Consider the following 19,152-nt stretch of genomic DNA (forward strand, 5'->3'; position numbering starts at 1 on the left):
AGTGCCAACGTGCTGCGCAACGTTGCGGTCCCAGTCCGGCTCATCCGGCACGCAATTCACTGCAGACGCGTGCACGCCAGGCGCGCTGCCTTTCCGATGTTCTTTCACTTCCTCGCAGAGGGAACGCAATGGCATACGCCTGTCCTCCAGTTCACCGCCATCGACGCGCGCCGTTGGCCGCTGCCTTGTTGCTTGGCTTGCTGCCGCTGCTGCCGCCGCATGCCAACGCCGCGTCGGTGCCGTGGCACTCGCGCAGCTTCAAATACGTTGCCGACCGCAAGGATCTCAAGGAGGTGCTGCGCGACCTGTCCGCCAGCCAATCCATCACCACCTGGATTTCACCGGAGGTGACCGGCACGCTCAGTGGCAAATTCGAAGCCACTCCGCAGAAGTTTCTCGACGATCTATCGGGCACGTTCGGTTTTGTCTGGTATTACGATGGCTCGGTGCTCAGAATCTGGGGCGCGAACGAGACCAAGAATGCGACCTTGAGTTTGGGCGCTGCATCGACGAGTGCGCTGCGCGATGCGCTTGCGCGCATGCGGCTGGACGATCCGCGCTTTCCGGTCCGTTATGACGAGACAGCGCACCTGGCGGTGGTGTCGGGCCCGCCGGGTTATGTGGATACCGTCGCGGCGATCGCCAAGCAGGTCGAGCAGGTCGCGCGCCAACGCGACGCCACCGAAGTGCAGGTGTTTCAGCTGCATTATGCGCAGGCGGCCGACCACACCACCCGCATCGGTGGTCAAGACATCCAGGTGCCGGGCATGGCCAGCCTGTTGCGCAACATATACGGCGTGCGTGGCGCGCCCACTGCGGCGCTGCCCGGGCCAGGCGCGAATTTCGGGCGTGTGCAACCGATCGGCGGTGGCTCGTCCAATACCTTCGGCAACAGCGGTCAGCGCCAGAGTGGCGGCAGCGGCATTCTCGGTTTGCCTGCGTCGTGGTTCGGCGCTGGGTCGCCGTCCGAGCGGGTGCCGGTCAGTCCGCCGTTGCCGGGCAGTGGCAATAGCGCCAATGCGCCGGCCAGCGTGTGGCCGGAGATGAGCCAGGCCAGACGCGATGCGCCGCTGGCGGTGGACGCCGGCAGCGGCGGTGAGCTGGCATCCGACGCGCCGGTGATCGAAGCCGACCCGCGCACCAACGGCATTCTCATTCGCGACCGCCCCGAGCGGATGGCCGCCTATGGCACGTTGATCCAGCAGCTCGACAACCGTCCCAAGCTGCTGCAGATCGATGCCACCATCATCGAGATCCGCGACGGCGCCCTGCAGGATCTCGGCGTGGACTGGCGGTTCCACAGCCGGCGTGTGGATGTGCAGACCGGCGACGGGCGTGGTGGCCAGCTTGGCTACGATGGCAGCTTGAGCGGTGCAGCAGCCGCCGGTGCAGCCGCGCCGTTGGGCGGGACGTTGACCGCTGTCCTGGGCGATGCAGGGCGTTACCTGATGACGCGCGTCTCGGCGCTCGAGCAGACCAACAAGGCCAAGATCGTCTCCACCCCGCAGGTGGCGACGCTGGACAACGTGGAAGCGGTGATGGACCACAAGCAACAGGCATTCGTGCGTGTCAGCGGTTATGCATCCGCCGACCTCTACAACCTGTCCGCGGGTGTATCGCTACGCGTATTGCCAAGTGTGGTGCCGGGGTCGCCAAATGGTCAGATGCGCCTGGATGTGCGTATCGAAGACGGGCAGTTGGGCGCCAATACCGTCGATGGCATTCCCGTCATCACCTCCAGCGAGATCACCACGCAGGCCTTCGTCAACGAGGGCCAGAGCCTGCTGATCGCCGGTTATGCTTCCGACACCGATCAGACAGATCTGAACAACGTCCCCGGGCTGTCCAGGATTCCATTGGTCGGCAACCTGTTCAAGCATCGCCAGCAGAGCGGGTCGCGGTTGCAGCGGTTGTTCCTGCTGACCCCGCATATCGTCTCGCCCTGAGCAACGCGTCGGGCTGCACGCGATACGGGTACAACGTGCAGGCTGCCGCACGGCGCGGCAGCCTGCACGCATGGTCAATCAGGCTTGGCCGGTGATGCTCGACAGGTTGGCATTGAAGCCGCCACCCAAGCTGGTGCCGCCCATGCCGGCGCCGCCTTGGTTCTGCATCAGCTGCATCACGATCTGCATCAGCATCTGCGTCAACGGACTCACACCGTCCTGTTGACCGCTCTGCGGTTGTTCGTCTCCGCACTCCTGATCGGCATCGCTGCCCTGGCTCTGTTGGAGCATCATCATGATGAACATGGCGAGCAGCTGATCCAGCTGCTGCTCGGAGTCAGCCGAAGGCGAGCGCTGACTGGAGTTCTGGGTTTGCTGGGGCCCGATGCCCATCGTCTGCAGGTTGATGAAGTTGGAAAATTTGTTTCCGATAGATGAGTCCATGGTGATTCTCGTCTCATGTGGTTGAACTGGATGCATCGCTGATTGCCGGGGAAGTTGCAACGGCAAGATCGCAACCGGGGCGCTGTGCTGCCCCCGAGCGCAAAGTAGAAGAGGCAACGGCGGTGCATCTTCCAGGACGCGAAGGCGCGCTTTTGCTTGCGAACATGATTGCGCAAAACATCGGAAACACACTGAAAAACAGCTGCGTTGCAACGGTGCGCGCTGTGATTTCGTTTACGTCATAGACGCTTCGTCCAGCGTGCGCATGCGTGTGCGCAGCACCGTTATGGTGCTGCGATCGAGCGAAGCGTTGGATCAATCGAGGTGTGCGTCCACGCCGCTGCGTTGCTCGAATCAACGACGATCAGGTGACAGGCATGAAAGAGACCGATACGCCGACCACGTGTGCGTCCGTGCACGGCACGGGTGCTTGGCGTCCACAGTGCTGGGCCACGCTCTGCAGCAACATGCGAGCAGACCAGCGACGCTGTGCGCTTCAGCCCGGGCAGGCTGCTGCCCCTCTGCGACGCGTATTGATTGCGGCGGCGTTGCTGTGCGCCGCGCCGCTCGCACGCGCAGACTGTTTTGAAGAAGCCGCCGGCTATCAACATGTCAATCCATGGGTGCTACGCGCCATTGCGTGGCAGGAATCACGTGGTCGTGCCGACGCGATCCATCGCAACAACAACGGCACGATCGATTATGGAAAGATGCAGATCAATTCGATCCATCTGCGACGTCTTTCCAGCTACGGTATCTCCAGGGATGCGTTGATGCAGCCGTGCGTCAGCGTGTATGTCGCCGCCTGGCGGCTGCGCGAGATGATCAATAAATACGGGAATACCTGGGCCGCTGTGGGTGCCTATCATTCCGAAACGCCCGCGGAGCGCGATAAATATGCGCACGCCATTCATGCGATTCTGATCAGGCGCGGTGTGGTTGTCGAATGACACTGTTGCGACCGCAGTGGCGCGTGTAGTGCAGTACATCGCCGCGCCCACCGGGGGCGGTGGTTTGAGCGCTGTGCTTACTCAGACTGCGCGCGAGATGCTTCGGCGCCGCGAACCGCGGCCTCGGCCTGCCAGGTGGCACCGATGGTCTTGTATTGCATGCCGGCGACCACGCCGGACACCGTGTTGGCGAGCAATCCGCTGCGTGCAGGCGACAACCCGACCCAGGCGCCAATCATGTTGATGGAGGTACCGAGCGCGATATTGGAGTTGATGGCGGCCGTGCGTGCGACCGAGTGATCATCACCCGCTCGTAATCCCCGCGCTTGCCCTTCCACGCGGGTTCCCAGATTTGCTTGGTCCCGGCTTCGTCGGCTTCGTGCTGCGTGACGTTGATACAGTCCAACGTTTCCAGGCCGACATTCAAGGCGGTGTTCACTGCCGATTGACGAAAGATGACGCTGGTCGCCTCGCCTTTGGTGAAAGGCGAGTTCAGCCCGGCCCAGCGCTGCTCGGCCGCTGCAAAGTCCGGCGATGCCAGCTCGTTCGATGCCAGGTTGGCCAGCACGTTGGCCATGCCATAGAACCTGCCGGCGCTGGTGATGCGCGGGTCGCTGATGCCGCCATTGGTGGGGCCACGCATTCCCACCATGCGAAATGTCGCCTGGATGGTGTCGCGGGCTGCGGCATAAGCGGCGATCTTCAGATCGCTGGCCAGCAGCCTCGCCGCCATCTCCGGTTGGCCCGCTGACTTGCCGGCCGCACCCACGGCGATGTTGCTCAGAATGCCACCCAGCGCGAGCCGGCTGACCAGATCCGAGTAATGTTGCTGCTCGATTCTCTTAGGGATGGTCTGATCAACGCTACCCGAGGACGGGAAGTTGTCCGCAGCAAGATCCTCTACCCATCGATGTCGTTTGAACTTCGAAGATCCAGACTGGGCACCAGAGCCTCGCTAGGCGCTCGTCACACAGCACGGCATCGGGCATGCACCTCCCACGGGCCTGTGCCGCCCGCCCCGGGACTGCTCTACCTGCGGTCGCCTTCTACCGGCAGGCATGTGCCTGCCAAAGCGCGTGAGGTGACACGGCCCGCCGGACTGCGCGTAACGGAGACGGGCACCCTGCGTGCGAGGCCGCTCCCGGCCAAACTGGAACTAGGCTGTGGGTGCGATGGTGCCCTGGTCCGCATCGCCTGCAAGAGGGTCCCAGGGATGTTGCTCGCTGGCTATCGTTGGCAGGAGTGGCATCGCGGCCTGGGATGGCCGGGCCGAGAAGCTAAGCAAATTCGAGTTCGCGGCCCAAATAGCTGTTTGTCGGGGTCAGGCGTTGTTGTACATCCGCCCGGCCCCATTCGTGCGGCTCGATAACCAGGCCGGAATTCCGCAGGGCAAGGAGATGCTGCCGGACGCCTTGATAACGCTGGATGGCGGCGGCGATCTCGGAATCGTTGAGCTTGTCTTTCAGCATCGACCGAATGTCTTCTTCCGTGAGTGCAAGGATGGCGCGCTCCATGTCGGTATCTACCACCGGGGGAAGCGCAGTCCCATGAAACGCCCTGCGTTGCGGGTCTTCCAGGTCCGGCTGGGCACCGTCTGGGGCGGTAAGTTCCGCACCAAAACAGTTGTCGTTGTCGATGCCCATAACCTTGGCTCGACCATCCGGCTTGACGTGAATGAAATAGTTTTTGTCGTGGCGATCAGCTTCGCCCGTCAGATGGTCGAGCAGCTGCAGCTTCATCACTTCGGCGCACACGTTCGCCTGGACCAGGGTGGACGCATCGACCTCTTCGGCTGGTTTTCCTTGGGCGCGTTCCATGATCAGACCCAGAGCTGGCTCAAAGGGATCTTGTCCCAAATTCATCAGCGCCACGCGCGTGTCGGCAACCACGTGGAACCCGAGCCTCCTTGCATAGGCCACGGTTGCGAGATTGCGCATCGCTGTTTGCGGTTCTTCCCTGGAAATGCCCGTCAATCTGGCAACTACACTCCACTTATCCGGAGAGGGTGGCTCGTGGATAAGCGGCTTGAAAACCGCGCTCATCGCAGCTCCATCCGCGTTCCGGATCTCGACCTCGTACACCGTGTTGGAGCGGCCTTCTCCTAGCTCCCTCGGCGCCTGCAGCACCTGCGCGTTGGTGAAGGCAGGCATGGTGTCGTCCGTCATCTTCAGATTCAGCCGCGTGTACAGGCGATCAATCGACAGGCTGTCCAATACTTCATCCAGCAGTTGCCGATCGCTCATCAAAATGCCCTGGCCCAGAATTGCCTCTTCCAGGGCTTCGGCCATTTTTTTGACTGCAACCAATGGATCGATCTCGCCGGCGCGTGCGATCGCCAGCAGATCACTGCGCACCAGTGCCTCGAACGACTCCCTTCGCTCCCCTTGCATCGGTTTGGGAGCTCCATTGCGGATCACGCTCCATCGATCGGCCACGCTGACAGGTTGCTTTCTGGCCGCCCGCGCCTTCAGCCGCCTCATGGTTCGCCCCCCGTTGGGCAAGGCGGCCTGCAGTAGTTGCGTCAGTGCGTCGCGCCGGGCTTGCTTGCCCAGCCTGGCGGCTTCTTCCTGGCTTAGCTCCTCGGCTAACAATGCACCCAGCGTCTGGCGACGAGTCGGCGGGGGCTGCTGCAAAGGCAGCGGGTTGCTTACGGAAGGATGGAACTGGGTCTCGCACCGTGACCAATGGGCTGAAGGAAGGCTTTCCACCGCGGAGGTCCCTGGCAACCGACCTGCCCTAGCCGCTGGCACCGGGAGCACAGGGATACGGACTGGGGAACGCCGCTTAGCTGTGCCGTCAGGCCGCTTTGGCGCACGACCTAGTCCTGACCATTCCCCCGGTACCACTGGCGCGGCCGGCGGGCCGCCATGGTCTGTGCTTGCAGCATCGGAATGGGCTTTCGGAGCACTCCAGAACAATTTTCTCAGCACGACGATTCTCTCTCTTCCATTGAGGCGGCAGCCCTATTGGGTACAACCACGCCCCACGCTTGTATTTCACGATGCGTTTTTGCCGTCGCAACTTGGGATCGATCATCCCAACGCCATAACGGCGACGGCGGTGCGCCAAGGCGCCAAGGCGCCAGCGCAGTTCGAAATTATTGTCGTCGCGCAGGCAATAGCTCAGCGCACTGGTGCCAATGCCGATCGCTGCCAAGGTGCGGCGCTCGCTGGCACCACCCCCGATCCACGCGTGCACCGGCGCACGGTGCGCCAATGCGCTCACGACTTTTCTCGTCGCGCATCCTTGACCAGAACGTTGAATCGCTTGGCATCGGGCACGCTCATTACGGCGAGCCTTGCTACGCGACGGGGAGCAAAGACGCCCCACTGAAGCCATGGCGCCCGCATAGGTCCTTGATCGCGACGCCCGCGTCGGCTTCGCGCAGAAGCCTGATGATCTGTTCTACGGGGAAAACGCTTCTTCACGTCAACTTCCTCGGAGTAGGAAATCAGACTCCAAACCGGGTCGCTAGTCGAATCGGGGGGATGTCGGGTTCACTTGCGCGGGCGGATGGCGGGCTCCTCCATCGACCTACCACCTAAACCCGTTGCCACGCCAGGCAGCATCTGCATAATTTTCTTTCTCGATTGTGCAGTACATAATCTTATCGAACGACTTTGAGGATAGTGCTGAGGATTGATATCTGGTGCTTGGGTCGCCAACCGAAACGCGTTCGTTGAAAAATTTGCTTGTATCCACATAGGCATCAATATGCCTTAGGAGCGGCTGCCCAATTTCAGGTGCGCCTCTCTGCTCAAGAAGATATTTATTGACATTCTCAGTCGATACTGGGCTTACGTTGGCAAGTGCAGCGGTCGCTCTGGCATCTGGCTGAGCCCGTGGAGGCCGTTGGAACAAGGGAGTAGGCTGCGGATTTAAGCCTTTTGATTGGTCTAACGTCATTGCTGTTGGATGTGTCACCCACGCATCCACAACGACCGTATCTTTCTCGCCCCACGTGGGGTCACGGGGATCACCAATCAGCACGTAAGCATGGTCTTCATCTGCGTCGCTTACTCGAAGTAGAGGCGCATTGAGTGAGCTGGCCGCCAATAGCGTATAACCCACATTTGCATGTTCGTTGCAGTTTCCGGCTTGGTAAGCTACAGCCCTACCCGCATTCTGAATGGGATCCTGGTTATACTCATTGTCTCGCAGCATCGCCCGCCTTGCCCATGACTCTCCTTGGGTGTAACTGATGTCAGTTTTCTGGTTACCTGCACCATAAGGTAGCAAGTACTTCACTTTCAGCACTGCATCTTCAGCGAGCTTCAAGTTTTGCATAGTGGAGGCGTTTACTTCCTTCTTTTTCGAACTGAACTTACTCAACCCGAGGAACTCAGGAGCTGTATATTCATGAAGTTTGACAATGGACTCTTGATCGAAGCCTGCCAAGCCATTGGGTGAATGGGATTCGTGTAAGCCATTGGAACGATGGATCTTTGGCATGTCAACGTCCTGGATACGGGACGGCAAGTCTGATCCTCTTGGCACTTTAAGATTTCTCGAAGAGCGAACCTTTATTTTCATGTGCGAAATAAGCGAGTTAATCGACCGTCGTTCTGGACGTCGTCTAACGCGCGATGGAGCATAAGGGTGGGCTAATCAGTGCCACTCAAGGACAAGGAAAAATCGGATCCACCGCCGCATCGCCGATGCACGCTGGGGAGCAGTGCGGAGATTCGGAGCAATAACCATCCGTTCGCATCTTTTTGCGCAGAGCCGGATCGGTTCTGACTTACTTGTTGTCCCCGCGCTTTTGTCGACGAATATGCGGACATTCATTTACAAAAAACTAGACAGGGCGAGCGCACTCATACTCATTGGCAGCCCGACCACATGCTTCAGAAGGATCCTCTTCGAGATCTTTTCGAAGGGGCGAAAGCGCCACCTTTAATCGCGGAAGCTGGCAGAAAATCGGGGCTATTCCTAATCCTTCGATTGACTAATTGTGCGCTGGCAGGGCAATCGGCAGTATTCAGCAATTATTTTCAGTTGCTGGCGACGTGATTAATAATTGTCAATAGAGCGCAGCGAACAGTTAATCAGTGACGGCGTTACGAACGCCAGAAGAAAAGGAAGAAATCATGCATCGTGTCGAAATGATCAAGCAGCGCTCTATAGAGTTGGCTGAGTCGACGAACCTTGCCATTGTGCCGACAGACTCCGCGACGGCAACAAACACTACTGGCGGCCGCCCTGCTAAGCAGTCGCCGCAACTACACGGACTTGCCGCCAGGCCCCCCAAGCCCGTAAGGCAGACCGTTGTGGGTTCGTCTGATGTGTTGCCGGGGCCATCAAGCCCTGTGTTATTACCCGCGGCTGCCATGCAGCTTCAGTGCATTGACCCAGGCGAAATGCTGAGAAAAGCGCTTAGCAAGGCCAAGATCTTTAGAGATGTGATCGGCAGTAACGAAGGCCCGCAGGGACAACGAGGGGCTACGTCAAAAGTGGTCCCGGAACAGAAGGTCAAGCTATCGCTGGCTGCCATGAAGTCTGCCCGCGAAGGATTGCAGGCAGTCGACGATTTGAAGGTGCAGGGGCGGTTGCAGTCTAAAGCCGCAGTGGAGCACGAACATGCATTGTTGACGCTTCTCGGAACGTCCGCTGCAGTCGGTTATGCAGCACGTGACGAACTGCTGGAAGACAAGTGGATGCAGCAATTTGACATCATTCAGCCGATTGAGCCCGCGATCGGCGCCACTATTGTGCAGGCGGAGCTGCACAATAGTGATGTTGAGCGTCAGCAAACCGAAGAGTGGCAGGGGTATTTGAGCGAAATCGAACAGTACCGGGGAGCAATGGATGAGTTGCTGAGACGCATGAAGGCGCCGGATACACACAAGAAAATACGCGAAAATGTCTCAGCCATGGTGCCGTTGATCAGGACCAATCTGGGTTTTTGCCATGAAACGATGCAGTCAATCCGGAGTCTGCTCGTCGATATCCATCGTCTGCAGCTGGAGCGTCAGGTCGAGGCCAAGGGCATGCCGGAAGTCATGGCTAGATTGCACGAATTGGACGAGGCCAAGAACTACCGCGGCGATGACGTAGCAGCGGCGTTTTCGGCGCTGAGCCAAGTCGTGATCGAATCGATATGTCCCTCGGAAGCCGGCGTTGCATTGACTCCGCAGGTGGTGGCACAACACAAAGACGTTCTTGAGGACTATGCAGAGCACTTTGGGCGCATCGGTCTGAAGCTATGCGTGGATGTCGCCGCTCTCATTGAGAATGATTGTGACGATCATATCTGGAGATCGATGCTCGATTTGGCGCAGGCACTGACCGATTATCGACAGTGTGTGCTTGACCTCACCAGTTCCGTTGTCGCCGGAAAGCGCGAGGTCGTCACGTCGCCATCTGCAACGATCGAGCAGCTGCCCGTGCCGAGGGCGTCGCCGAGACCGGCCAGCAAGCATCGCAAGCCGGTCAATCGAGCGGCCGAAGAGTCTAGCCTAGTCCCTGCACCTCCTGCCATCTTGAGCGATAAACGGACGCTTGCACAAAAACAAGCGGATGCGCTGTTGAAGAGCATTCCGCTGGAACGATCCATGGTGAACGAACTGGACGCGGACTTCATGCTGATTGCGAAAATGCTGGGAAGGGACACCAGCAGCGTCGGCAGTATGATGCATCGCTCCGGGCAAGATGCGGCGATTGCTTTCACGTTCGTACGCGCGTCGGTCCGGGACTGGTTCGCAAGGGATCGGTTGCTGCAGACAAAGGCGAAACTGTCGCCAGAAGACGATCGGGTTGCCCAACTCACCGAGCGTTTGCAGCTGGTGGACATGATCGAGCAGCGTGTGCGGATCCGCGAAGCAGATGCGCTGAAGAGCGACCCGCAGCCCCGTTCGCCGCATCTTTCGCGCTTGCTGAAGATGAGCGAGGTTGCCCGCGTAACTTCACCAATTCGATTACCCTCCGACCACGACAATGGAGATCGCGGCACGCTGTTTGAGATACGTATCGACCACGCACCGTTGTCCAACGGCAAGCGCCCTGCGCCATGGTTCGTACACCTGCATACTGCCGAGCCGGTGACGGCGGACGCGTTGCCTACCCTAGGCTACAAGGCTTTTAACGCCGTCCATCTGAAAACGGCAAGAGAGAAAAATCTAGGGAAGCGCTGGGAGATGCTCATGCGAGCGCTCGGTCATGCCGATGCGAAGGTACACCGCTCCACGATCGATTCGGCGCTGCTCGCCTCGTTGTTGCACATGCGAAGTGGTGTGAAGCCACATTCGGATAGTTCTCAGACCAGTAGTGGCGCCTGTATCAGCCTCCCGTAAGATTGATCCAGTTTGAGTTAGGGAAACTCTGAACAACGCACCACAGATACGCGACACTACCCGCCTCATGTTGAGGAGTGATCCATGCAACTGACGTTCGGTGACGCTGAGGGCCTGGGCAAGCGCAAGCAGACCCGGCGCGAGATCTTTCTGGCCGAGATGGAGCAGGTGGTTCCGTGGCAGCAACTGCTCGGGCTGGTCGCGCCGCACTATCCCGTGTCGGGCCGGCCAGGTCGGCAGCCATACGCACTGGCGACGATGTTGCGGATTCATCTGCTGCAGCAGTGGTATGCGCTGAGCGATCCGGCGATGGAAGAAGCGCTGCACGAGATCCCGACCTTGCGGCGCTTTGCCCAGCTCGGTGGCTTGGACAACGTTCCGGACGAGACCACGATTCTCAACTTTCGGCGCCTGCTGGAGACCCATGGCCTTGCCGCGCGGATGCTGGAAGCGGTCAACGCGCATCTGGCACGCAAGGGGCAGAGCCTGCGGTCGGGCACGATCGTCGATGCGACGCTGATCGCTGCACCCAGTTCGACCAAGAATGCCGACCATGCGCGCGACCCCGAGATGCATCAGACCAAGAAAGGTAATCAGTGGTATTTCGGGATGAAGGCGCACATCGGCGTGGATGAATTTTCCGGGCTGGTGCACCACGTCCATTGCACAGCCGCCAATGTCGCCGACGTCACGGTGACGCACACGTTGCTGCATGGCAAAGAAGACAGCGTGTTCGGCGACAGCGGCTACACCGGTGCGGACAACCGCGAAGAACTGCAGGACTGCAAGGCTGCATTTTTCATTGCCGCCAGGCGTTCGACGCTGCAAGCCATCGGCAACAAACGCGAGCGTGCTCGGGAACAGCGTTGGGAACACTTCAAGGCCAGCGTGCGCGCGAAGGTGGAGCATCCGTTCCGGGTGATCAAGCGCCAGTTCGGTTACACCAAGGTCCGCTATCGCGGCCTGGCGAAGAACACCGCGCAGGTGCTGACGCTGTTTGCGCTGTCAAACCTGTGGATGAAGCGAAAGCAGTTATTGCCTGCTATGGGGAGCGTGCGCCTGTAACCCGGGGAATTCCCAAGGAAAGCTCCAGAAATTGCGAAAAATCCGAAGATCCAAACGCGACTCTCCAGAGCGATGCGACATCCCGCACTCTCAGGCCTCATTGTTCAGACCTTCCTTAGCTTGCTGTTCGTCGACGGATAATGCATCCCACTGTTCGAGACTGAGATTGTGGAAACCTCGTGCCGCCGCGTCGGGATTGCGGCTCTCGCGGCTGGCTCGCAGCGTATGCAGCGCCATCTGCAGCGTGCCGGAGACGGCCTGCATGGCGACCACCGCTTCGGGCGGCAGCTGGCGAAGGGCGGCAAACAATCCTTCGCCCAGCAACTCGCGTGCGAACGTGGTCGGCCCCACGGAAGTGGCCTGGTGCACCAGGTGCCCCAGCATCGCACCCAGGTATTGCTTGTCGAAACTGATCGGCAGTGCACCGCGCGCCGCGGCCTTCACCGCATTGGCGGTCGGACCAAGCACGGTGTGCACGCCACGCGCTGCGCCGGTTCCGATCGATGCAGCCAGCGCACCCAGACGCTCGGCGCGTGTGGGTGCGGCGGTTGCTGTGGTGACTGCCGGGGTGTGCGCTGGCGGATCGGGTGGTGCAGGTTGTTCGTGGCGAATGGACGACAGATCTGATGAGGCGAAGGAGTCTTCGGCATCGAAGAAGTGCTCGCTGGTACTCTCGTTGCCATGCAGCATCGACGCACCCGAGGCATGCAGCAGCGGGCTCTCACCGGCGTGCTGGTTTCTCTCATCAGCGCTGCCAGATCCGTGGTCGCTTTTCGCGTTGCTGCGTCGTCCAGAAGGCCTGCGAGCCAGGCCCGACAGCGCCGGGTCCGCTGCAGGTGTCGGCGTCTCGTTGCGCTGTTGTAACGGCGGCATTTCGATCACGACGTCTGCGTGTGTCGATCGCGTTGGCTGGGAAGCATTGGCTGAAGGGATCTTCGTCACGGCATGTCCTCGCTGTGGGGTGGAGTGGCGGCGGCGTGCTGCCGCCTGGGCTAGCTGGGTTGCTGACGTGCGGCGTTGACAGCCGGCACACCATTCGACGGCCGCATGCGGTGCCAGCCTCGATTGCAGCGCCGGGGTCGCTGGTGGTCGGATGACGCGTCGATCGACGCGTCACCGCGGCCGACGTGCGGCATGCAGACACGGTCTGGCGCACGTGCCGTCATCCACGGTCCGGGCAAATACAGTGCGAACTTCTCGGCGTGCAATCGAAGTGCTCAGGCGTGCCCTGGCATTCACGGCCACCTTGCGTGGCATACGTCATCGTCGTCAGTGATTCGAAAGTGACATCAAGCCGGAGATCCGGGGCGCTTCAATTGCGAAATGATCATTCCGCAACGGAATCTGTCAATTCGTGTGCGGATGAAGTATGTGTGCCGTGTGGCATGCCTTCGCCTGGCCGAATACATTTGCGTATGCGGAAGGATTAGAACTTCCGCCAATCAGGTTCGCACATGGGCGCAGTGCGGCTGCACGTCAATAATGCAGCGCTGCAAAGCCGGTTACGGATTCCGATGCTGTTCGCTGCCGATGTGGTCCATGGCGACACCACTGTGTTCCCTGTGCCGCTAGGTGAAGCGGCTAGCTTCGAGCAAGAGCTGGCGCGGCGCATGGCGCGTGCAGCGGCGAGGGAGGCCAGTGCAGTGGGTCTCGACTGGACCTTTGCGCCCATGGTGGATATCGCCCGCGATGCACGCCGGTGGCGTGGCGTGGAAGCCGCTGGCGAAGACGTGCAGCTGGCGCGGCTGTTTTCGCAGCCGCGGGTGCACGGCTTCCAGGGTGGTGCCGGGCTCGCCCATCCCGAAGCAATGGCCGCCTGCCACGAACACTTCGCTGCCCATGGCGCGGCCGAGGGTGGGCTGGATTACAACCGCGTGGATGTATCCGAACGCACGCTGCGCGAAGTGTATTTCCCGCGGTTCCAGGCCGCTTTTGCCGCGGGCGCGGTGACGACCATGGCTGCATTCAACGAACTATCGGGCATTCCGGCCACAGCCAATGCATGGCTGCTGGATGGGCTGTTGCGCCAGGAATTGGGCTATCCCGGCTTGGTCGTATCCGACTTCAAGGCCGACCAGGAATTGATTGCGCACGGCGTGGCGGCCGATGAGCGTGATGCGGCAAGGTTGGCGTTCCTGGCCGGGGTGGATATCAGTATGGAAAGTGGCTTGTATTTGCGCCACCTGCCTGCATTGGTTGCCGCAGGTGAGGTGCCGATGGCAGGGCTGGATGCCGCAGTAAGACGCATGCTGGCATTCAAGGCGGCGTTGGGGCTGTTCGACGACCCATTCCGGCGTATCCGGCCGGCACGGGCGCAGTCATCTCAGCGCAGCAGGGAAACGTTGGCACTGGCGCGAGAGGCCGCATGCAAATCGGTGGTGTTGCTAAGGAAGCTCTGAACAACCTGCCAGGATCCTCTGCGCCGGAACCGGGGCCGATCCGGACGCCGCCTGCGATGCCGTGCGCGCGCCGATAAGGCATCGTTTGGCAGGGCAATCAGACGTCAAGCCACGAACGTTCGCTGCTTGCTTCGCACGCTCTCAACGCCAGCCGCACAGGGGTTTGCGCGCGCGCGGTGCCTTGCGCAACCGTCCTGTTGCTCCGGGGTTAGGACTCTTTCGGCTTTGGAAAAGCTAAGATTGAAGCCTGTGCAAAGCCGGAAGCGCTCATGATCGATCGTCGTACCTTTCTTGCCACGGGGGTGGTTGCCGCTACCGCCAGCTTCAGTGCATCGGCGGCGCGGATCGTGCAGACGCCGCGTGCCAACGGGCCGGCGCCGTGGGGTGCGCTGCCCAGCAAGCGACAACTGCGCTGGCATCGGTGGGAGCAATACGCCTTCGTGCATTTTGCGATGAACACCTTCACCGACAAGGAATGGGGCTACGGCGACGAGGATCCGCGCAAATTCGATCCCAGCGATTTTTTACCCGATCAAATCGTTGCTGCTGCCAAGGCTGGCAATCTGAAAGGGCTTATTTTCACGGCCAAGCACCACGATGGGTTCTGTCTTTGGCCGACGCGCTTGACCGAGCATTGCATCCGGAACTCGCCCTACAAGAGCGGCAAGGGTGACATCGTCGGCGAAATGGCAGCGGCGTGTCGACGCGCCGGCCTGGCGTTCGGCATCTACCTCTCGCCCTGGGATCGCAATCACGCCGAATATGGTCGCCCCGGCTATCTCGACTATTTCCGCAAGCAGATCGTCGAGCTCTGCACAGGCTATGGCGACCTGTTCGAGTTCTGGTTTGACGGCGCCAATGGCGGCGACGGCTACTACGGTGGAGCGCGCGAATCGCGCAAGATCGATGCGCCCGCGTACTACAACTGGCCACGGATGATCGAGCTGGTGCATCAACATCAGCCGATGGCCTGTACCTTCGACCCGCTCGGCGCCGATATCCGCTGGGGCGGCAACGAGGATGGTATTGCCGGGGATCCATCCTGGCCGACCATGCCCAATGCGCCGTATACCCAGGAAAACGGTAATTCCGGCGTGCGCGGCGCGGCGCTGTGGTGGCCGGCCGAAACCAACACCTCGATCCGCCCGGGCTGGTTCTACCATGCCGATGAAGACGGCAAGGTGCGTAGCCCGGAGAATCTGGTGCGCTATTTCGACACCTCCGTCGCGCGCGGCACCAACATGAACCTCAATCTTCCGCCCGACCGACGCGGCCGCATCCCCGACCACGACGTGGCGGTGCTGAAGAGTTTCGGCGACGCGATCCGCGCCAGCTTCGCCATCGATCTGGCCAGGGGTGCCAAGGCCAGTGCCAGCGCATCGCATGGCCCTGGGTTCGAGCCGGCGCGCGTCCTCGACCGCCAGCCGGACAGCTACTGGTCCGCTCCGGACGATGTCACCACGCCGACGCTGACGCTGGAGCTGTCGGCGCTGCACAGTTTCGACCTGATCCGGCTGCGCGAATATCTGCCGCTGGGCGTGCGCGTCACCCGCTTTGCGGTCGAAGCCGAGGTCGATGGGCAATGGCGTCGGCTGGCCGAAGCGCAGTGCATCGGTGCCCAGCGCATCGTGCGGCTGGATCGCCCGGTCGCCGCGCGCCGGGTGCGCCTGGTGGTGCTTGAGGCGCCGGTGTGCCCGGCAATCAGCGAATTCGCGCTGTTCCGCGCCGTTGCGCCAGTGCCGGTCGCGCGGCCTACAGCGAACGCACCAGATGTGCTGTCCACCGCCGGCTGGCGAGTGGTCGAGGCGAGCGCGCCAGGGGCGGAAAAATTGCTCGACGACGATGCCAGCACGGTCTGGAGTACGCCCGCGCCGACGCCGGGCCATCCCGTGCAGGCCACCATCGACCTCGGTGCGCTGCATCAGGTTGCCGGCTTCAGCCTCACGCCCTCGCGCACGGTGATGGCCGGTGCGGCACCGCCGAAGGGCTATCGCGCTGAAACCAGCGAAGATGGGCAGCACTGGCAGCCGGCCGGTAGTGGTGAGCTGTCCAATATCGCCTATGCGCTCTCGACCCAGCGCCTGAATTTTCCCGAGGTCCGCCAGATTCGCTACCTGCGGCTGTCGTTCGCGGAAACGGCGGTGCCCGCCGACCGGTTGGCGATCGCGGGTATCGGCGCGTTCTCGCGCTTGCGATGAGCGCTTGTGCGCCCGCGCGGCCATGCGCCGTGCGGGGGCGCGCCGTTGCCGTGAGGTCGTTTCGCGGGCTTGAGATGCATCAGGCGAAGCGATGGAGAGAGAAACCGCGTCTTCGCATCACGTGGTGAACTGACTCTTGAACCGTGCCTGCACACCGCCGTTCCGGATGACGCGCTATGGTGTGCGGCGCATGACGCAAGCGACGTGGTTGGGTATGGAACAGAAACAGCACGAGTGGATGCAGGCGGTGACCGAGGCGCTCAGCGATCTGCTGGCCGCACGCGTGGCACAGGCCACGTTGCTGGAAGCGATGCTGGTCTCGCATCCGGATCCGGGCATGCTCAGAAAGGCGTGGGATGAGCTGTCGTCCCAGCGCATCGCCTACGTTGCGCAGAAGAAAGCGCTGGCGGACGACCCGCGCCCGATGGATGCCTACACGCTGGAGCAATTCCAGGCATGGGAAGAAAAACTCAACCGCTATTTTCCGCGCGACGTTGATACGCCTTAGGTCGGCACTCCAGGCGTCGCACTATGTCGGGATCCACAAGCGAAGCCGCGCTTGGAGCGGGCAGTGCAGCTTGCGTAACCGTTACCGTGGCTCCGGACATAATCTGAATTAAGCACTCGCCGTGCAGGTGTTATTACGCTCGCTAGCACCGTCAACCGCTAAATGCTCCGGCCTGCGCCCGTCATAAGCACTGCCTGCGTGTTATTGGTCACGGCCTCTCCTGACATTCGTGCCTACTCAACAGAGCAGGCACGAATGCGGTCGTGACTTTGTGTAAACGAGCTGGTTGCTGCTTAATATGCCCCCTCAGATCGGGATATATTCGCAACCGACGTAACGAAATTCAGGAAGATAGCCGTCCCTGTAGTACGGCGCACCAGTGTATTCGCACCGAAAGTTGGCGCCACCCATCCATTTCTTTGTGTAGCCAGCCTCGCAACCACCATTCTGGAACCATGCGGAATTGGCTCCTGTGACATGTTCGCGGCCCCAACGTTCGCCGACCAGGATCGCAGGAGCGTATTTCGAGTTCGCTATCGGAGGGCAGGAGTTCTCGTCGGCTTTTTCATTGCATTCTGTCCAGCTATAATTGTAATTCCCCGCTAGGGATAATCCGGGAATCTTGATCGGCAAATCCCAGCTCCCGCCTATGTCGAAGCCGTCGGTTCGGCATGCGCCGCGCGTTGTGGACTTCGTGGAGGTGGGGCAATGTGCTTCGTCCCCGTAACATACCGAAAGATCGGCGGCATCTTCGTAGAAGGACTTTTGAGTTTTTCCTAACTATCCTCCGAAGGTGGTGAACATGTGTTTTTCCGGCGATGCCTGGGCGGTTCCCACCATGGTCAACACCAAGAGAGCGGGGTAGAGATAATTATTCAACTTTTTAATCACGATTGTCTCCGTGCGGTTGTTTGATTTTAGAGGTGAATTTTATTTCTGGATGACTCGACCCAGTGGGGGTTAAGTGTTGCCAGGTATCAATAATTTTCAGGTGCGCAACCAGTAGTGGTGCATTTTTATTGTTCGTGTGTGTGGCTTATTTTCAAGCGTTACGTGCATTGCTGCGCTATCAATTGATCAGGTTGGTCCAGATCAATGTGATTTGAAAAAATCAACGGGTGAATTTTGGTATTTGAAATTATTTATCGCATGACTCGCAGCACAGATGGCTAGGTAATGCGGGTGTGTGGTGGCTGGAGTTGGACGCGTGCTCTCAGCTGTGACCCTGTAGCAGAGATTCCAGAACTTCCCGTTCTTGAGGCGCCGCAGAGGGGCGTGCGACTGCGGTCAGCAGGGTCGACCTTAGCGGGGGAGTGAGCTCAACTTCGCCGCTTGCGATCGCATTGAGCGTCTGTCTCACCAGCTGTTCGGTTGCACCGCCTCTCAGGTAGTTGACTGCGGCATCTGCTGCGGCATCGGGGGCGGAGAGTCGGTAAACCTTCTGCGCAGCCAGTGCTTTCACCAGGTCGTCGCCGTTTCCGGTCGCAACCGAGTTCAGCTGGGAAAGTGCATTGCTTCTGAGCGACATTGCATCCTTGGATGTGTCTTCTTCGATCGTGCCAATAAAGTTCAAGGCAGCGACCGATGTAGGTACGTCGCTCGCGTGGCTATTGAGAGTGGACATCGCTTCAGATAGTGCCTCCCTGGAAGCTGTACCAGGAAAGTTTGCATACGTTTTATAAATTGCGGTTTAGAGGCTGGAGTCCTTGCTTTTCCAGATGCGATTCGCTTCGTCTACCATCATCTTTATGCCGGACTCGCTGCGAACGATCATGTTCTGAACAATTTCCCGGTTCTCAGCGTCTTTTGCGGGTATTCTCGCGTAATAGTCAGCCACGGCCTTTCGCGCCTCCGGGCTGGAATCGATTGTGCTGAGTAAGCGGGACATGAAGATGTCTCGTTCTGCCAGGGACATGGCATGGCCTGAATCCCAACGATCAAAAAAATCCTGTAGGCGTTGCTGGACCTCGCCCGCCTCGAAGGGCTTGCCAGTTTCAGAATTTGTGAGGTCGTTGAATTCAACCCGATTCATCTTCGCATGCTGCGCATGCGTTGCATGGCCAACTTCGACGGGACGGGGCGTTTGGGTGATACGGCTTGCGTCAACAGTTTTGTGGCTGCCTGATTGAACTGCAAGATGCATCAGTGAGTACGCCCCAATGACCGCCACGACTCCTGCGATGATGAATGGCGTGGCGGACTTTCTGGGGTGGGCCAATCTAGTATTTTCAGTCATTGATTTTCCTAGGGCGGATAATTCGCTGGATATTTAGTCGCCCCTGAAAAACCCCCAATCACCCAACGCCCGCAAGGCCTTGATGTCTGCAGCGGCGTGCCAGAACTACCAGTT

Annotated in this window: 14 protein-coding genes and 2 pseudogenes; 7 read left to right on the top strand and 9 right to left on the bottom strand. The window is 60.1% G+C overall.

Annotated features, from left to right (window positions below; translation table 11 throughout):
- The first annotated feature begins 128 nt into the window (after window positions 1-128).
- Window positions 129-1,946 (top strand): type III secretion system outer membrane ring subunit SctC, encoded by a 1,818-nt coding sequence (gene sctC / locus XCC_RS06445; RefSeq protein WP_011036434.1) that lies wholly within the window; start codon window positions 129-131, stop codon window positions 1,944-1,946.
- Window positions 1,947-2,024: 78 nt separating this feature from the next.
- Here sctC and xopA read toward each other — a convergent pair whose 3' ends face one another.
- Complete coding sequence (gene xopA, locus XCC_RS06450) at window positions 2,025-2,390, bottom strand: XopA/Hpa1 family type III secretion system protein (RefSeq protein WP_011036435.1); 366 nt, start codon at window positions 2,388-2,390, stop codon at window positions 2,025-2,027.
- Between the two features lie 467 nt (window positions 2,391-2,857).
- On the opposite strand from xopA, the gene XCC_RS06455 reads away from it, so the two are divergent.
- Window positions 2,858-3,340, top strand: coding sequence for a lytic transglycosylase domain-containing protein (locus XCC_RS06455; RefSeq protein ID WP_223648109.1), 483 nt, complete (start codon window positions 2,858-2,860; stop codon window positions 3,338-3,340).
- Window positions 3,341-3,417: 77 nt separating this feature from the next.
- Here the strand turns inward: XCC_RS06455 and XCC_RS22620 are convergent.
- The 4 genes and pseudogenes from XCC_RS22620 to XCC_RS06485 all read right to left on the bottom strand — a co-directional run.
- A pseudogene (locus XCC_RS22620) lies at window positions 3,418-4,184 on the bottom strand (hypothetical protein); the annotation flags it as partial.
- A 433-nt stretch (window positions 4,185-4,617) separates the two neighbouring features.
- Complete coding sequence (locus XCC_RS06470; protein WP_228442271.1) at window positions 4,618-6,048, bottom strand: hypothetical protein; 1,431 nt, start codon at window positions 6,046-6,048, stop codon at window positions 4,618-4,620.
- A gap of 262 nt (window positions 6,049-6,310) precedes the next feature.
- Window positions 6,311-6,740, bottom strand: a pseudogene (locus tag XCC_RS22365) (IS3 family transposase); the annotation flags it as partial.
- A 134-nt stretch (window positions 6,741-6,874) separates the two neighbouring features.
- The gene (locus XCC_RS06485) at window positions 6,875-7,792 is read right to left on the bottom strand and encodes a hypothetical protein (protein WP_012438879.1); all 918 of its coding nucleotides are present in this window, start codon (window positions 7,790-7,792) and stop codon (window positions 6,875-6,877) included.
- Window positions 7,793-8,430: 638 nt separating this feature from the next.
- On the opposite strand from XCC_RS06485, the gene xopP reads away from it, so the two are divergent.
- Together xopP and XCC_RS06495 are read left to right on the top strand one after the other, a co-directional pair.
- Window positions 8,431-10,632, top strand: coding sequence for a type III secretion system effector XopP (gene xopP / locus XCC_RS06490; protein ID WP_011036442.1), 2,202 nt, complete (start codon window positions 8,431-8,433; stop codon window positions 10,630-10,632).
- A gap of 84 nt (window positions 10,633-10,716) precedes the next feature.
- Window positions 10,717-11,697 (top strand): IS5-like element IS1646 family transposase, encoded by a 981-nt coding sequence (locus XCC_RS06495; protein ID WP_011036443.1) that lies wholly within the window; start codon window positions 10,717-10,719, stop codon window positions 11,695-11,697.
- Between the two features lie 90 nt (window positions 11,698-11,787).
- Here XCC_RS06495 and XCC_RS06500 read toward each other — a convergent pair whose 3' ends face one another.
- The gene (locus XCC_RS06500) at window positions 11,788-12,639 is read right to left on the bottom strand and encodes a hypothetical protein (protein WP_225443823.1); all 852 of its coding nucleotides are present in this window, start codon (window positions 12,637-12,639) and stop codon (window positions 11,788-11,790) included.
- 572 nt (window positions 12,640-13,211) lie between these two features.
- Here XCC_RS06500 and XCC_RS06505 point away from each other — a divergent pair.
- The 3 genes from XCC_RS06505 to XCC_RS06515 all read left to right on the top strand — a co-directional run bounded on the left by XCC_RS06505 (window position 13,212) and on the right by XCC_RS06515 (window position 16,802).
- Complete coding sequence (locus XCC_RS06505) at window positions 13,212-14,096, top strand: glycoside hydrolase family 3 N-terminal domain-containing protein (RefSeq protein WP_237351692.1); 885 nt, start codon at window positions 13,212-13,214, stop codon at window positions 14,094-14,096.
- Between the two features lie 269 nt (window positions 14,097-14,365).
- The gene (locus XCC_RS06510) at window positions 14,366-16,294 is read left to right on the top strand and encodes an alpha-L-fucosidase (RefSeq protein WP_011036446.1); all 1,929 of its coding nucleotides are present in this window, start codon (window positions 14,366-14,368) and stop codon (window positions 16,292-16,294) included.
- 166 nt (window positions 16,295-16,460) lie between these two features.
- Window positions 16,461-16,802: a hypothetical protein gene (locus XCC_RS06515; RefSeq protein ID WP_016944372.1), complete on the top strand. Its 342-nt coding sequence runs from the start codon at window positions 16,461-16,463 to the stop codon at window positions 16,800-16,802.
- A 306-nt stretch (window positions 16,803-17,108) separates the two neighbouring features.
- Here the strand turns inward: XCC_RS06515 and XCC_RS06520 are convergent, their stop codons facing one another.
- The 3 genes from XCC_RS06520 to XCC_RS06530 all read right to left on the bottom strand — a co-directional run bounded on the left by XCC_RS06520 (window position 17,109) and on the right by XCC_RS06530 (window position 19,038).
- Window positions 17,109-17,435 (bottom strand): hypothetical protein, encoded by a 327-nt coding sequence (locus tag XCC_RS06520; RefSeq protein ID WP_138922053.1) that lies wholly within the window; start codon window positions 17,433-17,435, stop codon window positions 17,109-17,111.
- A 580-nt stretch (window positions 17,436-18,015) separates the two neighbouring features.
- Window positions 18,016-18,426, bottom strand: coding sequence for a hypothetical protein (locus tag XCC_RS06525; RefSeq protein WP_011036448.1), 411 nt, complete (start codon window positions 18,424-18,426; stop codon window positions 18,016-18,018).
- A gap of 66 nt (window positions 18,427-18,492) precedes the next feature.
- A complete protein-coding gene (locus tag XCC_RS06530) occupies window positions 18,493-19,038 on the bottom strand; it encodes a hypothetical protein (RefSeq protein ID WP_011036449.1) in 546 nt (181 codons plus the stop codon).
- Window positions 19,039-19,152: the final 114 nt, after the last annotated feature.

The sequence above is a fragment of the Xanthomonas campestris pv. campestris str. ATCC 33913 genome (genome assembly GCF_000007145.1).
GTDB lineage: Bacteria > Pseudomonadota > Gammaproteobacteria > Xanthomonadales > Xanthomonadaceae > Xanthomonas > Xanthomonas campestris.

Bases quoted from the DNA above. Each gene is read 5' to 3' on its own strand.
- sctC (WP_011036434.1), top strand. From the start codon at position 129: ATGGCATACGCCTGTCCTCCAGTTCACCGCCATCGACGCGCGCCGTTG.
- xopA (WP_011036435.1), bottom strand. From the start codon at position 2,390: ATGGACTCATCTATCGGAAACAAATTTTCCAACTTCATCAACCTGCAG.
- XCC_RS06455 (WP_223648109.1), top strand. From the start codon at position 2,858: ATGCGAGCAGACCAGCGACGCTGTGCGCTTCAGCCCGGGCAGGCTGCT.
- XCC_RS06485 (WP_012438879.1), bottom strand. From the start codon at position 7,792: ATGCCAAAGATCCATCGTTCCAATGGCTTACACGAATCCCATTCACCC.
- xopP (WP_011036442.1), top strand. From the start codon at position 8,431: ATGCATCGTGTCGAAATGATCAAGCAGCGCTCTATAGAGTTGGCTGAG.
- XCC_RS06495 (WP_011036443.1), top strand. From the start codon at position 10,717: ATGCAACTGACGTTCGGTGACGCTGAGGGCCTGGGCAAGCGCAAGCAG.
- XCC_RS06505 (WP_237351692.1), top strand. From the start codon at position 13,212: ATGCTGTTCGCTGCCGATGTGGTCCATGGCGACACCACTGTGTTCCCT.
- XCC_RS06510 (WP_011036446.1), top strand. From the start codon at position 14,366: ATGATCGATCGTCGTACCTTTCTTGCCACGGGGGTGGTTGCCGCTACC.
- XCC_RS06515 (WP_016944372.1), top strand. From the start codon at position 16,461: ATGACGCGCTATGGTGTGCGGCGCATGACGCAAGCGACGTGGTTGGGT.
- XCC_RS06525 (WP_011036448.1), bottom strand. From the start codon at position 18,426: ATGTCCACTCTCAATAGCCACGCGAGCGACGTACCTACATCGGTCGCT.
- XCC_RS06530 (WP_011036449.1), bottom strand. From the start codon at position 19,038: ATGACTGAAAATACTAGATTGGCCCACCCCAGAAAGTCCGCCACGCCA.